General features: G+C 39.8%; 11 protein-coding genes. All 11 read left to right on the top strand.

Annotation, left to right across the window (positions count from 1 at the left end):
* The first annotated feature begins 210 nt into the window (after nucleotides 1-210).
* Nucleotides 211-984 (top strand): glucose-1-phosphate cytidylyltransferase, encoded by a 774-nt coding sequence (gene rfbF, locus RMY00_RS10385; protein ID WP_322647461.1) that lies wholly within the window; start codon nucleotides 211-213, stop codon nucleotides 982-984.
* Nucleotides 985-1,106: 122 nt separating this feature from the next.
* Entirely contained in the window at nucleotides 1,107-2,321 is a 1,215-nt protein-coding gene (lhgO, locus tag RMY00_RS10390; RefSeq protein ID WP_322647462.1) for an L-2-hydroxyglutarate oxidase, read from the top strand.
* A 442-nt stretch (nucleotides 2,322-2,763) separates the two neighbouring features.
* A complete protein-coding gene (locus RMY00_RS10395) occupies nucleotides 2,764-3,792 on the top strand; it encodes an SDR family oxidoreductase (RefSeq protein ID WP_322647463.1) in 1,029 nt (342 codons plus the stop codon).
* Nucleotides 3,793-3,900: 108 nt separating this feature from the next.
* Complete coding sequence (locus RMY00_RS10400) at nucleotides 3,901-5,169, top strand: class I SAM-dependent methyltransferase (protein ID WP_322647464.1); 1,269 nt, start codon at nucleotides 3,901-3,903, stop codon at nucleotides 5,167-5,169.
* Between the two features lie 202 nt (nucleotides 5,170-5,371).
* Entirely contained in the window at nucleotides 5,372-6,379 is a 1,008-nt protein-coding gene (locus RMY00_RS10405) for a glycosyltransferase family 2 protein (protein ID WP_322647465.1), read from the top strand.
* A gap of 49 nt (nucleotides 6,380-6,428) precedes the next feature.
* A complete protein-coding gene (locus RMY00_RS10410) occupies nucleotides 6,429-7,301 on the top strand; it encodes a phytanoyl-CoA dioxygenase (protein WP_322647466.1) in 873 nt (290 codons plus the stop codon).
* Nucleotides 7,302-7,363: 62 nt separating this feature from the next.
* A complete protein-coding gene (rfbC, locus tag RMY00_RS10415; protein WP_322647467.1) occupies nucleotides 7,364-7,921 on the top strand; it encodes a dTDP-4-dehydrorhamnose 3,5-epimerase in 558 nt (185 codons plus the stop codon).
* Nucleotides 7,922-8,013: 92 nt separating this feature from the next.
* Nucleotides 8,014-9,258, top strand: coding sequence for a glycosyltransferase (locus RMY00_RS10420; protein WP_322647468.1), 1,245 nt, complete (start codon nucleotides 8,014-8,016; stop codon nucleotides 9,256-9,258).
* Nucleotides 9,259-9,367: 109 nt separating this feature from the next.
* Nucleotides 9,368-10,681 (top strand): NAD(P)H-dependent oxidoreductase, encoded by a 1,314-nt coding sequence (locus tag RMY00_RS10425; protein WP_322647469.1) that lies wholly within the window; start codon nucleotides 9,368-9,370, stop codon nucleotides 10,679-10,681.
* Nucleotides 10,682-10,849: 168 nt separating this feature from the next.
* On the top strand, nucleotides 10,850-11,950 hold the full coding sequence (locus tag RMY00_RS10430; protein WP_322647470.1) for a glycosyltransferase: 1,101 nt from the start codon (nucleotides 10,850-10,852) through the stop codon (nucleotides 11,948-11,950).
* A gap of 127 nt (nucleotides 11,951-12,077) precedes the next feature.
* Entirely contained in the window at nucleotides 12,078-14,306 is a 2,229-nt protein-coding gene (locus RMY00_RS10435; protein WP_322647471.1) for a polysaccharide biosynthesis tyrosine autokinase, read from the top strand.
* Nucleotides 14,307-14,676 lie beyond the last annotated feature (370 nt).

Here is a 14,676-nt window from a genome sequence, read left to right on the forward strand (position 1 = left end):
TTCATGTCGATAAAGTCAAACAATTTTGGATTTTGGATTTTGGATTTTTGAGAAAAAGAGTTTTTTGGCACATGCCCCGTTATGAAAATGGGCAGAGCAAATCTACTCATAGGCTTGTGACATTCGAGCATTAATCCCAAATTGCAAATCCAGAATCTAAAATTGGCACAGTCAAATAATTATATCCCTACAAATCTCCGAGGTAATTGCATGAAAGCGGTGATTTTGGCTGGAGGACTTGGTACACGCCTCAGTGAAGAAACTAGTATCAGACCCAAGCCGATGGTTGAAATTGGTGGTAAGCCAATTCTCTGGCACATAATGAAAACTTACTCTGCTCACGGCATTAATGACTTCATTATTTGTTGCGGTTACAAAGGTTACATAATTAAGGAGTATTTTGCTAACTACTTCTTACACATGTCAGATGTTACCTTTGATATGCGATTTAACCAGATGAACGTGCATTCTGGTTATGCTGAACCCTGGCGTGTCACCTTAGTAAATACAGGTGATAATACAATGACAGGTGGACGCTTAAAGCGAATCAGCGAACATCTTGGTAATGAGACTTTTTGCTTTACTTATGGTGATGGTGTTAGTAATATTAATATCACCGAGCTAGTTAAATTTCATAAAGAGCAAAAGACCTTAGGAACCCTCACAGCCGTTCAACCAGCCGGACGTTTTGGGGCTATTTCTTTAGGATATGAGCAAACTAAAATCACCAGTTTTCGAGAGAAACCTGAAGGTGATGGAGCTTGGATTAATGGTGGTTATTTTGTGTTAGAACCAGAAGTAATCAATTTGATTGCTGATGATTCTACCGTGTGGGAACAAGAGCCATTAGAAAAGCTAGCTGATATGGAACAACTATCGGCTTTCAAACATGATGGTTTTTGGCAACCTATGGATACTTTACGCGATAAAAACTACCTAGAGGAACTATGGAAAAGCACTCAAGCTCCTTGGAAAGTATGGTAGAAAGATAGTTAGGAGTGGAGACGCGATTAATCGCGTCTGTACAGGAGTTAGGAGTCAGGAGTTAAATGACAAATGACAAATAACTTTATAGATTTACTGTAATTTCAAGTACAATAATCCTAATGTATGATTTTGCAATTATAGGTGGGGGAATAGTTGGACTCTCTACAGCGCTGGCTTTAGGAAAACGCTATCCTAATGCCCGTATTTTAGTAGTAGAAAAAGAGAGACAATGGGCATTTCACCAAACAGGCAATAATAGCGGTGTAATTCATTCTGGTATTTACTACAAACCAGGGAGTTTCAAAGCTAAATTTTGTCGTGACGGTTCTCGCTCAATGGTAGAGTTTTGTCAAGAGCATGGAATTGAGCATGAAGTTTGTGGTAAGGTGATTGTTGCAACAGAAGAACAAGAGCTACCACGCTTAGAAAATCTCTACAAACGTGGCTTAGACAATGGCATAGAAGTTAAAAGAATTAGCCCGGAAGAAGTCAGGGAAATTGAACCTCATGTAAAATGTGTAGGTGGACTTCGGGTATTCTCAACTGGTATTGTTAATTACAAGCAAGTTTGTTTGAAATATGCCGAGCTAATTCAACAGCAGGGTGGGGATTTACACCTGAATACAAAAGTTCTGAAAATCTCCCCAAGTGGAAAAAATCAGGTACTGCAAACAAACAAAGGTAACTTTGAAACCCACTTTGTAATTAATTGTACTGGATTGCATAGCGATCGCACCGCCAAATTAGGTCAAGTTGAACCCCAAGCAAAAATTGTTCCATTCCGGGGAGAATATTACGAACTCACTCCAGAAAAACGTTATTTGGTCAAGACACTAATTTACCCAGTTCCCAATCCAGATTTTCCCTTTCTGGGTGTTCACTTTACCCGAATGATTGATGGTAGCGTCCATGCAGGGCCAAACGCGGTGCTGTCGCTTAAACGCGAAGGTTACAAAAAAACCGACTTTGACTTACGGGATTTTCTTGAAGTTATCACCTATCCTGGTTTCTGGAAGTTGGCAGCCAAACACGCTGATGAAGGAATTAAAGAAATCATTCGTTCCTTTAGTAAAGCAGCCTTCACCAGAAGTTTGCAAAAACTAATTCCCGAAGTTCAAGCAGAAGATTTAGTTCCCACCCATGCGGGAGTTCGCGCTCAAGCCTTAATGAACGATGGCAAGCTTGTAGACGACTTTTTGATTGTTTCCGGTCAAAACTCCATTCATGTTTGCAATGCTCCTTCTCCTGCGGCCACATCTTCTCTAGAAATCGGTAAAGCGCTTGTGGCAGAAATTCCCCAACTTTCGCATCTAGATGTTGCAGTAACTGCATAGATAACATTGTTATTACTTCCGGGCTGCTGAATTAAAGGATGAATCTTGTATAGTGGGCATCTTTTCCAGCCTGGAAATATAAGAGACGGGTAAGATACCCATCTTACAAGAAAAAAGTGTAGTGCATCAATTAAGAACCGCTATAGAGTGCTGCTACGCAATGGGTTAGTTGGCAAACTATGTAATGAATGTTAGCCGATATATATAGCGCTTCTGGGTTGAGTCCAATGACCTAACCCCCAACCCCTTGCCTTGTAGGGAAGAGGAGCAAGATTCAAAGCCTCTCTTCTCTTAGGAGAGAGGTTTGGAGAGAGGTCAAGCTATTGTATACAAACGAAAAATATAGCGGTTCTCTCTTGAATGCAACACCCTTTAGGGCAAATATTTGTGCGTCCCTACTAAACGAAAAATTTAACTCATCAATACAAAGGCATTAACCACAATGAAAATATTAGTAACTGGAACAGAAGGCTATCTTGGTTCGTTATTACCGCCTCTGTTAATTGAACGAGGACATGAAGTTATCGGTCTAGATACCGGTTTTTATAAAGTTGGTTGGCTATACAACGCTAATGGGGTAACACCCAAAACCCTTAACAAAGATATCCGCAACATCACCCCTGATGATTTGGAAGGTGTTGAAGCCATAGTTCACATGGCGGAACTCTCCAACGACCCAGCCGGACAATTAGCACCTAATATTACCTACGAAATTAATCATATAGGTTCAGTTCGTCTAGCTAGCCTAGCTAAAGCTATGGGTGTGCGCCGTTTTGTATACATGTCTTCATGCAGCGTCTACGGTGTTGCTACCGCAGGTGATGTCACAGAAGAATCGCCTGTTAATCCCCAAACCGCCTATGCAGAATGCAAAACTCTCGTAGAAAGAGATGTCAGACCACTCGCTGACGATGACTTCTCTCCCACCTTTATGCGGAATGCAACTGCCTTTGGTGCTTCTCCCAGAATGCGTTTTGATATTGTTTTAAACAACCTAGCAGGGTTGGCATGGACTAGCAAACAAATCAAAATGACCAGTGATGGTACACCCTGGCGGCCATTAGTCCACGCACTGGATATTTGCAAAGCAATAGTCTGCGCTTTGGAAGCACCACGAGACATTGTACATAACCAAATCTTCAACGTGGGAGATACAGCAAATAATTATCGCGTCAAAGAAATCGCAGAAATTATTGCTGATATTTTCCCAGATTGTAAATTGTCCTTTGGTAACAACGGTTCAGATAACCGCAGCTATCGAGTATCCTTCGAGAAAATCAACACAATCCTACCTGGATTTAAGTGTGATTGGAATGCCCGACTTGGTGCCCAGCAGTTATTTGATTTATTCAGTCAAATAGATATGGCTGAAGATACTTTCTTGTTTAGAGGATTTACCCGCTTAAAGCAACTAGAGTATCTGATTCGTACTGAGCAAATTGACAAAGATTTTTTCTGGAATAAAAAGTAGTTAGATTAGCCTAGCAACAGCGAACAAATAAACTAAGTTTCCGAATCAAATAGGTTGATTCGGACTTATCCATCTATCAAATTATTTGCAATTAGTGAGTTAAAGTTTATGGCGATCGCAAAATGTCGTTTCAGTGGTCAACCCCTGCACCAAACCTTTATTGATCTAGGGATGTCACCCTTAGCTAATGCCTATTTGACAGCAGAACAGCTAAATAATGCAGAAAAATTTTATCCTCTCCACGCTTATGTTTCTGAAGACACTCTTTTAGTTCAATTAGAACAGTTTGAAACTCCAGATCATATTTTCAGCGATTATGCTTATTTTTCTTCTTACTCAGTAAGTTGGCTAAAACATGCCAAGGCTTACACGGAGATGATGGTAGAGAAGTTTGGCTTTAATCATCATAATCAAGTTATTGAAATTGCCAGTAATGACGGCTACCTTCTGCAATATTTTCTAGAAAAGGGAATCCCTGTTTTAGGAATAGAACCAGCCGCAAATATAGCTAAAGTTGCTGAAGACAAAGGCATTCCTAGTATCAACAAGTTTTTTGGAGTTGAAACTGCCAAAGAACTAGTGACACAAGAAAAACTAGCTGACCTTTTGATAGGTAATAATGTTTTAGCTCATGTACCGGATCTAAACGATTTCATTGCAGGAATGAAACTCATCCTCAAACCGAATGGTATTTTGACGATGGAGTTTCCTCACATTTTACAACTTATTGAACAAAATCAGTTTGATACTATTTATCACGAGCACTTTTCTTATTTTTCATTCCTCACTATAGAAAAAATATTTGCAGCACACAACTTGCAACTTTTTGACGTGGAGGAATTACCAACTCATGGCGGTTCATTAAGAATTTATGCCAAACATGACTACGCTGTTCATCTCAGCATTAGTCAACGAGTTAGAGATTTGAAAGCTAAAGAAATTGCCGCCGGACTGCATCGCATAGAGACTTACATTACATTTGGAGAAAAAGTCAAAAAAACAAAGCACAAACTATTAAATTTTCTCTTGACAGCTAAGGCAGAAGGTAAGTCAATCGCTGGTTATGGCGCACCAGCCAAAGGCAATACATTGCTCAATTACTGTGGGATTGGAAAAGATTTTATAGATTACACAGTAGATTGCAATCCTTACAAGCAAGATTTATTTTTACCTGGAACTCATATTCCCATTTTTGAACCAGATAAAATCCGCGAGACTAAACCAGATTATCTTCTAATATTGCCTTGGAATCTTAAGGAAGAAATTATGGAGCAAATGGCATTTATTGGCGAGTGGGGTGGACAGTTTGTAGTGCCAATTCCTGAAGTTAAAATTTATCCATCTCCTCTTCGAGATAGGGTTTTAATAGGGTCTTAATGCCTATTATTACTAGATTTATATAGAATTGCGATCGCGGGCAATATTTAAGTGATTTTCAAGAGATAAATACTTTGATGTATTTTGGAAATCGTTAAAGAGTAATTAAAAGGTGTATCTACTATAAATTTTTGCTGCCAAACCACAAAAAAAAGACTGGGAAGTAGCTTAATACCTTGTTAACTACAAATTAGAGCTTAATATGAATAAACTGCTGACTATTGCCATTCCTACATTTAATCGTGCCCAACTTCTAGATAAACAACTTACTTGGTTAGCTCAAGCTATTAAAGGGTTTGAAGACGACTGTGAAATTTTAGTTTCTGATAATTGTTCAACAGATAATACTCAGGAGATAATCCAAAAATGGCAAACAACGCTTAATAATATTACATTCAAGTCAAATAAAAATTTTAAGAATTTAGGCGTAGTCAAAAATATTATGTATTGCCTAAATTCTACAACAACCAAATATGTTTGGACAATTGGTGATGATGATCCAATTCAAGATAGAGCTGTTGCTTATGTGATTAACAAACTCAAGCAGTATGAAGATTTATCATTATTGTTCCTCAACTTTTCTGGACGGAACCAAATTACTGGTGAACCAGTCCATCCACCAACAATTGTTGGTAATCGCTGGTTTGATATAGATAGTGAAAATGGTGATGGTGATGGTAAAGCTATATTTGAGCATTGTTTCTCAAAAAGTGTCGGTGCAGTTATTTTTCTAACTGCTACAGTCTACCGCACTGATTTAGTGAAACGCGCTCTCCAAAATTGGCAAGATGCTGAAAACAACTGGATATCTTTAGCATATTTAGCCGGTTATTGTGCTGCTAATGGCAGAGTAATCGTCACTCAAGAAACTTATTTGGAATGTGTTGTTGGTGTGAGTTATTGGCAAAAAGAACCAAAATCTGCACTGTTAATGCAATACAAACATATACCCGAAGTGATTTTGAAACTGGAAGAGAATGGATATTCTAAGCAGTTTTGTAGACGGATGCTTTTACAGAACAGTAAAGAAGTTAACTTGAAAGTTTTCTTGGGTGCTTTAAGAAGATGGCCGATGTCCGCTATCAAAATAGTAGTTCCATTTTTGGCTTTGGTTAGCTTGTGTGCTTTTGATGTGATGGTTTCTAAAGAACTCGCGTTAGCAGAATCAAATGAAATACCTACTCAAGAAGTGCGGACTTATAAACCGTAAGCTATGAAGTTCCTAACAAATATGTATCAAAACAAGGAGGATTTACACCATGTTTAGTGCTATAAAACGCAAAATATCTACACTATCTTCTGACTTTGAATATTACCTAGCCCGTTGGAAGCATAGCAGAAATTTGCCAGTGTTAGAAGGAAGCGATGTCTACGACGGGCTACGCCTACGCAACATTCTTAAGGCTCTCAAAAAAGATGGCGTTTACGTCACAACACTGGCAGATTTAGGGTTAAACTCTAGCTCAGAACTGCTCAAAGCTGCTTACCATCAATTGTCTGAGATGGAAAATCCTAACAACAATCATCTAGACGAAAAATTACCACAAATTACCACAGTAACAGGTTTACCAGAATTTTATGCTTGGGGAACCGAGAAAAGACTTCTTAACATCATCGAAAATTATATTGGTCTTCCTGTTGCTTTTCATGGTGTACATTTACGCAAAGATTTCCCTAGCAAACATCAGTTTGGCACACTGCTATGGCATAGTGATGCCGAAGACCGTCGCATCATCAAAATATTCATTTACTTAAATGATGTAGAAGAAAAAACCGGGCCTTTTGAATACATTCCTCGCTCTTTAACTTCCTTATTTAGTTGGAGTTATATTCAACTTTATTACAAACTTTGGAAGTCAGGTTATATGGGTATCGATGATGAAGAAGTAAAACCAGTCATCCCCAAATCAGCTTGGAAATCCTGCCCAGGCCCAGCAGGTACTGTAATTATTGTAGATACGAAAAATGCTTTGCATCATGGCACAGTCCGCACAGAAGAACGGTCAGCGCTATTCTTTTGTTACACTGCCAATCCTCCTGAAAGACCAGACCTTTGCACTCAATACTGGGATGATACTTATCCTAGAGCTGAGTTACGTTCTGCATCTGATGCAGTTAAAGTATCAACTTAAAAACGTTCTTGTCGGAAGAATATCTAATTTAATTAACCAACATTCATCTCAAAGGAATCATAATGATTTTCACTGAAACTGCACTCAAAGACGCATTCATTATTGACTTAGAAGAAAAGCCAGACCAGCGTGGTTTTTTTGCTCGATCTTTCTGCGCTCAAGAATTTGAAGCATACGGATTAAAGCCAACAGTTGCCCAATGTAACCTGTCTTTTAACTATAAAAAAGGCACTATTCGGGGAATGCATTATCAAATTCTCCCAGCAGCAGAAACGAAATTAATTCGCTGTACTAAAGGTGCTATCTATGACGTAATTATTGATATGCGTCCAGAATCTCCTAGCTTTTTATCACACATTGGTGTAGAGCTAACCCCAGAAAACCGCCGCGCTTTGTATGTTCCAGAAATGTTTGCTCATGGCTATCAAGCACTCACAGATGAGACTGAAGTTATATATCAAGTTGGCGAATTTTACACGCCAGGGTATGAAAGGGGTTTACGCTATGACGACCCATTCTTTGCCATTGATTGGCCTCTAGATGTGACTGAAATATCTGAGAAAGATTTAAATTGGCCTTTGTTGAGAATGATGACTGTTGGCGGTACAGCTTCCAGATAACTATAGACTCTTTCTCTACGCCAGGTGTTTATTGTAGAACACACTGGCTGCTTTTCATGAGCTAATACAATAATTAATTAGGATAGAAATAAATGCCAAATAATCTTCTATCTCGTGTCGGTAATACTATCTCTTTTGTCTCTAAAAAAGTCGAAGCTCGCATCAATTACGCTAAGACATTACAGGTTGTCTCCCTAAAGCCTAAACAGCCTTCCAAAGGAAATGTACTTCTTTCTTATCGGATTGAACCATTCCTCTTAAAACCTGGTCAGCCAATGCCTAATGACCATACTTGGTACTGGGAAGTTTGGCAAATTGCCCAAACTTTTTTAACTTTAGGCTATAACGTTGATGTTATCCAGTTCCACAATAATAAATTTGTTCCTCAAAAAGACTACGCATTTTTCATTGATATCCGTCATCGAATGGAAGCGCTTGCACCAAAACTCAATAAGGATTGCATCAAGATTTTCCACGTTGACATTGCGAATATGGTGTTTCGCAATGCAGCAGAATGCAATAGACTTCTAGAACTACAACGGCGCAAAGGTATCACCTTAAAACCACAGCGATTTGAAGTTCCTAACTTGGGAATTGAATATGCCGATTGCGCGATTGTGTTGGGTAACGATTTCACAACTGATACATTCAAGTATGCCAATAAACCGATGTATCGCATCCCAATTTCTTCGCCTGTGGTTTATCCTTATCCCGACAAAAAAGATTTTGAAGCGGTAAGAAAGCGTTTTCTGTGGTTTGGTGGTAGTGCTTTAGTCCTCAAAGGATTAGATTTAGTTTTAGATGCTTTTGCCCAAATGCCGGAATACCATTTAACAATTTGTGGGCCGGTAAGTAGTGACAAAGAATTTGAGCAAGCTTTCTATAAAGAACTGTACGAAACACCTAACATCCACACTTATGGGTGGATTGATGTTACTAGCCCTGATTTTATAGAGGTGACAAATAACTGTTTAGGGCTTGTTTATCCTTCTGTTTCTGAAGGACAGTCAGGAGCAGTAATTAGTTGCTTGCAAGCTGGGTTAATTCCGATTTTGAGCTACGAATCTGGTGTAGATGTTCACGATTTTGGTGTGATTTTTGACAATCTTTCCGTTGACGAAATTAAGACGAAAGTTAGAAGTATTTCCAATTTGCCTGTTGAAGACCTAAAGCTGATGTCTCGTCAGGCTTGGGAATATGCAAGAGCAAATCATACCAAAGAAAAGTTTGCCCAAGTTTACAGAAATGTTGTGGAGCAAATTATCGAAAATCATAGCCAGAAAAAACAGACTGCTTCTATAGCATCTAGCAAAGAACCAGTTATTAGCTATAGCTAATCTTAATTCACATGAAAATGTACTTAATATTTAGCTTTAAAAAATTATTAAGTGCAAGTTTATAGAGAATTTGTATCACAACCAACAGTTCCAAAAAGGAGTTTAGTTCATGATTATTATCGATCGCGCCTTACAAGCCCGTGCAGCAGCAGGAAATCCTATTAAGGTGGGAATGATTGGTGCTGGTTTTATGGGTCGAGGAATTGCCAACCAAATTGTCAATTCAGTGCCAGGAATGGAGTTAGTTGCTATCTCCAATCGCCAGATTGATGCAGCTAAACAAGCTTATTCGGAAGCAGGAATTGAAGATATTCAAGTTGTTGCAACTGTCAGCGAATTAGAAGATGCGATCGCTAACGGTAAGTATGCAGTCACAGAAGACGCTAAGTTACTGTGTCGGGCCGAGGGCATCGATGCATTAATCGAAGTCACAGGTGCAGTGGAATTTGGCGCTCACATCGTTATGGAAGCGATCGCTCATTGCAAGCATGTGATTATGATGAATGCCGAACTCGACGGCACCATTGGCCCCATCCTCAAAGTCTATGCTGACAAAGCAGGTGTGATTCTCACTGCCTGTGATGGCGATCAGCCAGGGGTGCAAATGAACCTCTACCGCTTTGTCAAAAGCATTGGTCTAACTCCGTTATTGTGCGGTAACATTAAAGGACTCCAAGACCCCTATCGCAATCCCACCACCCAGGAAGGATTTGCTAAACGTTGGGGTCAAAAGCCCCACATGGTGGCTAGCTTTGCCGACGGAACCAAAATTTCCTTTGAGCAAGCGATCGTTGCCAATGCCACAGGCATGAAAGTCGCCAAACGGGGAATGCTAGGATATGACTTTAACGGTTATGTCGATGAAATGGCCCATATATATGATGTTGAACAACTCAAAGAACTGGGCGGCATCGTCGATTATGTAGTTGGAGCAAAACCTGGCCCTGGCGTATATGTATTTGCCACTCACGACGACCCCAAGCAACAGCACTATCTCAACTTATATAAATTAGGCGAAGGCCCACTTTACAGCTTCTATACTCCTTATCACCTCTGTCATTTTGAAGTTCCCTTGTCCGTAGCGCGTGCTGTCCTATTTGGTGATGCGGTTATGTCTCCACTAGCAGGCCCGCTAGTAGATGTTGTCACCACTGCCAAAATCGATCTGAAAGCAGGAGAAACCTTAGATGGCATCGGCTACTACATGACCTACGGACAATGTGAAAATTCCAATATCGTCCAACAGCAAAATCTTCTACCAATTGGTTTAGCCGAAGGATGTCGCCTCAAACGAGATATTTCTAAGGATCAAGTCCTCACTTATGAGGATGTAGAATTACCTGAAGGCAGACTTTGCGACCAACTAAGAACTGAGCAAAACACTTATTTCGCCTCAGAAAAAATCTTAGTAGCAGTTGGGTAATAGCTACAAATGAATCGGCTGTAGGGGCGTACAGCTAGTTGTACGCCCCTATTTGTCGCCAGGATTTCGTGAAGAGGATAGGAGTTATACTGCGGGACACTAAAGTTGTTGATAATAACTTGCTGGGGAGCGTTGAAACAAACCTGATCGAAACTTTAGGCCAAATTCATGAAAATTGCTCTAGTCCACGATTATTTAACCCAGCGAGGTGGGGCAGAGCGTGTGTTTGAGCTGCTTTGTAAACGCTATCCCGAAGCAGATATTTTCACATCTCTGTACGATCCAGAAAAAACTATTGATCTAGGCGATCGCATAGTCAATACAACCTTTTTACAAAAAATTCCTGGTGCAGCAAAATATTTCAGGTCAATGGCTCCTCTATATTTTCCTGCCTTTCGTGCCTTGGATCTGCAAGACTACGATTTAATTATTAGCAGTAGCACCAGCTTCGCTAAAGCAGTGCGAAAAAATCCCAATGCCCGCCACATTTGCTTCTGTCATAACGTCACCCGTTTCTTATGGGATACAGCAACCTATTTAAGAGAATACGGAGACTATAGATATTTTGCTCCTTTAATCGAACAAATATTTCAAGTAATGAGAAAGGTAGACCTGAAATATGCACAGGAACCTGACCTTTACATTGCCAATTCTAGTGTCGTTGCCCGCCGTATTGAAAGTATTTATGGCAAAAAGGCAATGATGGTAAACTATCCAATTGATACTAGTAAATTTCTTTTTTCTGATATAAAAGAAGAATATTATCTGGCCTCAGCCCGGATGATCAGCTATAAGCGCCTTGATATAATAGTTGAAGCTTTTAACTGGCTGGGATGGCGATTATTAATCTCAGGTGATGGGCCTGAACTTGCTCGGTTAAAATCCAAAGCATTAAAAAATATTGAGTTCTTGGGACACGTAAGTGATAGAACCCGTAAAGACTTGTTTTCCAAAGCCAAGTCTATTATTGTCGCAGCCTTAGAAGACTACGGATTAGTTCCAGTAGAGGCTAATGCTAGTGGTACACCAGTCATCGCTTATGGTGCAGGTGGAGTATTAGATACTCAAATACCAGGTGAAACCGGAGTCTTTTTCAAAAGGCAAACACCCGAATCTCTACAAATTGCATTACTAGAAGCCAATGGTATTTCTTGGGATTACGATCGCATCCGTAACCATGCAGTAGCAAACTTTTCAGAAAATGCCTTCTTTAGTAAAGTTGAGCAAATCATTAACCAAGCTTGTGGTGTGCATCAATTATTCATTTGATTCCCTAATCTCTTCCCCCTATAAGATTACCTATTTATTTTTCTTTCTCCTTCTTGGCAGTTCGTAAAACAAATAGGTATTTTCGGAGAATCTCTTAGCGTAAGTCTTGAAGACAAGGATAATAAAAGTGGTTCAAACTAGTCTAAATCCTCAGATAACTCCAGCTTCGGAAACTGAACCAAGCTACGGACAATTGTTTGCCGTATTTGTGCGAAGATTTCCTTGGTTTCTAGCAGTATTAATTACTTCTATTGCTATTGCAGGCATGGTAACTTTTAAAACCAAGCCAACTTATAAAAGTTCCATGCAACTGCTAGTAGAACCTAACTATCAAGGAAAAACAGAAGGAGGGGGTGTAGACAACCAATTTACTGACTCTAATGTGGTCATAGATACTGCAACTCAGCTTAACTTGATGCAGAGTTCAGGACTCATCCAAAAAGCAGTTGATAAACTTCAATCTGATTATCCAGATATAAGTTCGGCTGAGATTAAAGCTTCCTTAGTACTAACTCAAATAAGGAGCAAAGAAGATAATGTTGCTACTAAAATATTTCAAGTTGAATACACTGCTGGAGATCCAGAAAAGACACAAAAAGTTCTGAGCGCAATTCGACAAGTTTATGTGGAATATAACAAAGAACAACAGAATTCGCGTTTACAAAAAGGTCTGCAAATTATCAGAGAACAGTTAAGTAAAGCCAGTGAAGAAGTAAACGCGGCTGAGACAAATTTACAAAGGTTCCGCAGAAATCAAAACTTAATTGATCCAGAATCACAGGCCAAAGCTATTGAGACAGCTTTAAATAATATTGCCCAAGAAAGACAGACAACTCGCGCCCAGTATGGCGAAGCTTTAGCACGCCAAAAATCTTTAGAAGAACAACTTAACCGTTCTCCTCAAAATGCTCTAGTTGCTTCTCGTCTGAGTCAATCTACTCGCTATCAAGGCTTACTGAACGAAATTCAAAAAAGCGAGCTGGCATTAGCACAAGAACGCTTACGCTTTACAGATGAAACTCCGAGTGTGCAAAAGCTCAAAGAACAGCTTAAAAGCCAGAAGGAATTATTGCAACAAGAGGTAGGAAGAACTTTAGGCGAAAAGTCTGCTAGTGCATTCACGAATGGAGATTCTCTTCTCGAAAAAGGACAGCTTGGCCAAATTGATCTCAGCCTAGCTGGTCAGTTAGTAGAAACACAGACAACTATAGTTGCTTTAACTGCTCGTGATCAAACTTTGGCCCAGAAAGAAAACGAGTTGCGTTTTGAAATCAAACGTTTCCCGCCTCTTTTAGCTTATTACAATCGGATGTTACCGCAGTTGCAATTTAGCCGTGAAAGGTTAGAGCAGCTTTTAAGGGCAGAACAGCAATTACGGCAAGAACTTTCTAAGGGTGGATTTAATTGGGAAGTTGTAGAAGAACCTCAAAAAGGCGGACAATTAGGCCCCAATCTTCAACAGAACTTGCTGTTAGGTGCTGTAGTTGGGTTTATGTTAGGAGGCATTGCTGCCTTTGTTCGAGAATCGGCTGATGATGCAGTTCACACCACTGCTGAATTAGAGAAGCAAATGGCCATGCCGTTGTTGGGAACAACTCCCAAATTACCGCCAGCCAAACCCAGAGAATCAATGATCAAGTTGCCCTTTGGTAAGCCAGAAGTTCTCGCTCCCTGGACAATTCAGGTATTGCAATCTCCACCGCGCTGGGAATCGCTGGATCTGATTTACAAAAATATTGAACTTTTAAATACTGTTGCTAACCTGAAATCTTTGATGATTACCTCAGCTTTACCTGATGAGGGTAAGTCAGCTTTGGCGTTGGGTTTGGCGATGAGTGCTGCCCGTTTACACAAAAGGGTACTGCTGATTGATGCCAATTTACGCGATCCCAGTCTGCACGAACAACTGAATCTTCCTAATGAACAGGGGCTTTCAACTCTACTGGCTAGTGATGCAACTCTACCCAACCAGATTAGTCTTCAATACTCAGGTTCCGCCTACATCGATATTTTGACCGCCGGCCCCAGACCTGCTGATCCAGCTAATCTGTTGAGTTCTCCTAGGATGATAGAATTAATGGCAGCATTTGAGGAAAACTATGATTTGGTACTCATAGATGCTCCCCCAGTTCTCGGTTTGGTGGATGCCATGCTTACCGCATCATCTTGTCGTAGCGTGGTTATGGTGGCAAGCATTGGGATTGTAACGCGAAGTCAGCTTAATCAAGCTACAGCCATGCTGAGTAAGTTAAATCTGATTGGGGTTGTAGCTAATGGGGTATCAAACTCTAGTAGCAATTACGTACCTTATATCAAACAACAGCAATTAGCTCTGCGTCAAGCTGTAGAAAAATAGTTAGTACGGTGACGAAAGATCCCCGACTTCTTAGAGAAGTCGGGGATCTAACAGTTTAAATACAACACGCAATGGGGTAGCACAGGTGTGCTACCCTACATTTTTTTGAACAAAATTTAATTTTATTGCTATCAGGAAAAAATCAGTATATTTATGCTATCTTTATAGGTTTTCCGAGAAATCACTGGCTCTTTAAAGAGTAAATAAAGAATTTATATGAGCGATCGCTATTCCTAAATAGTCTTATATTCTAGAGATTAAAGCACCTTCATAAAGGCTAGAAGATAACAGCAGACTGGTTTTGGTAAATCTATCGATACAATAAACACCTCAGTGCAATTAAACGTAGATATAAATTTATGGGTAATTT

Source organism: Nostoc sp. ChiVER01 (genome assembly GCF_034531155.1).
Lineage (GTDB): Bacteria > Cyanobacteriota > Cyanobacteriia > Cyanobacteriales > Nostocaceae > Nostoc.

Bases quoted from the DNA above. Each gene is read 5' to 3' on its own strand.
- rfbF (WP_322647461.1), top strand. From the start codon at position 211: ATGAAAGCGGTGATTTTGGCTGGAGGACTTGGTACACGCCTCAGTGAA.
- lhgO (WP_322647462.1), top strand. From the start codon at position 1,107: ATGTATGATTTTGCAATTATAGGTGGGGGAATAGTTGGACTCTCTACA.
- RMY00_RS10395 (WP_322647463.1), top strand. From the start codon at position 2,764: ATGAAAATATTAGTAACTGGAACAGAAGGCTATCTTGGTTCGTTATTA.
- RMY00_RS10400 (WP_322647464.1), top strand. From the start codon at position 3,901: ATGGCGATCGCAAAATGTCGTTTCAGTGGTCAACCCCTGCACCAAACC.
- RMY00_RS10405 (WP_322647465.1), top strand. From the start codon at position 5,372: ATGAATAAACTGCTGACTATTGCCATTCCTACATTTAATCGTGCCCAA.
- RMY00_RS10410 (WP_322647466.1), top strand. From the start codon at position 6,429: ATGTTTAGTGCTATAAAACGCAAAATATCTACACTATCTTCTGACTTT.
- rfbC (WP_322647467.1), top strand. From the start codon at position 7,364: ATGATTTTCACTGAAACTGCACTCAAAGACGCATTCATTATTGACTTA.
- RMY00_RS10420 (WP_322647468.1), top strand. From the start codon at position 8,014: ATGCCAAATAATCTTCTATCTCGTGTCGGTAATACTATCTCTTTTGTC.
- RMY00_RS10425 (WP_322647469.1), top strand. From the start codon at position 9,368: ATGATTATTATCGATCGCGCCTTACAAGCCCGTGCAGCAGCAGGAAAT.
- RMY00_RS10430 (WP_322647470.1), top strand. From the start codon at position 10,850: ATGAAAATTGCTCTAGTCCACGATTATTTAACCCAGCGAGGTGGGGCA.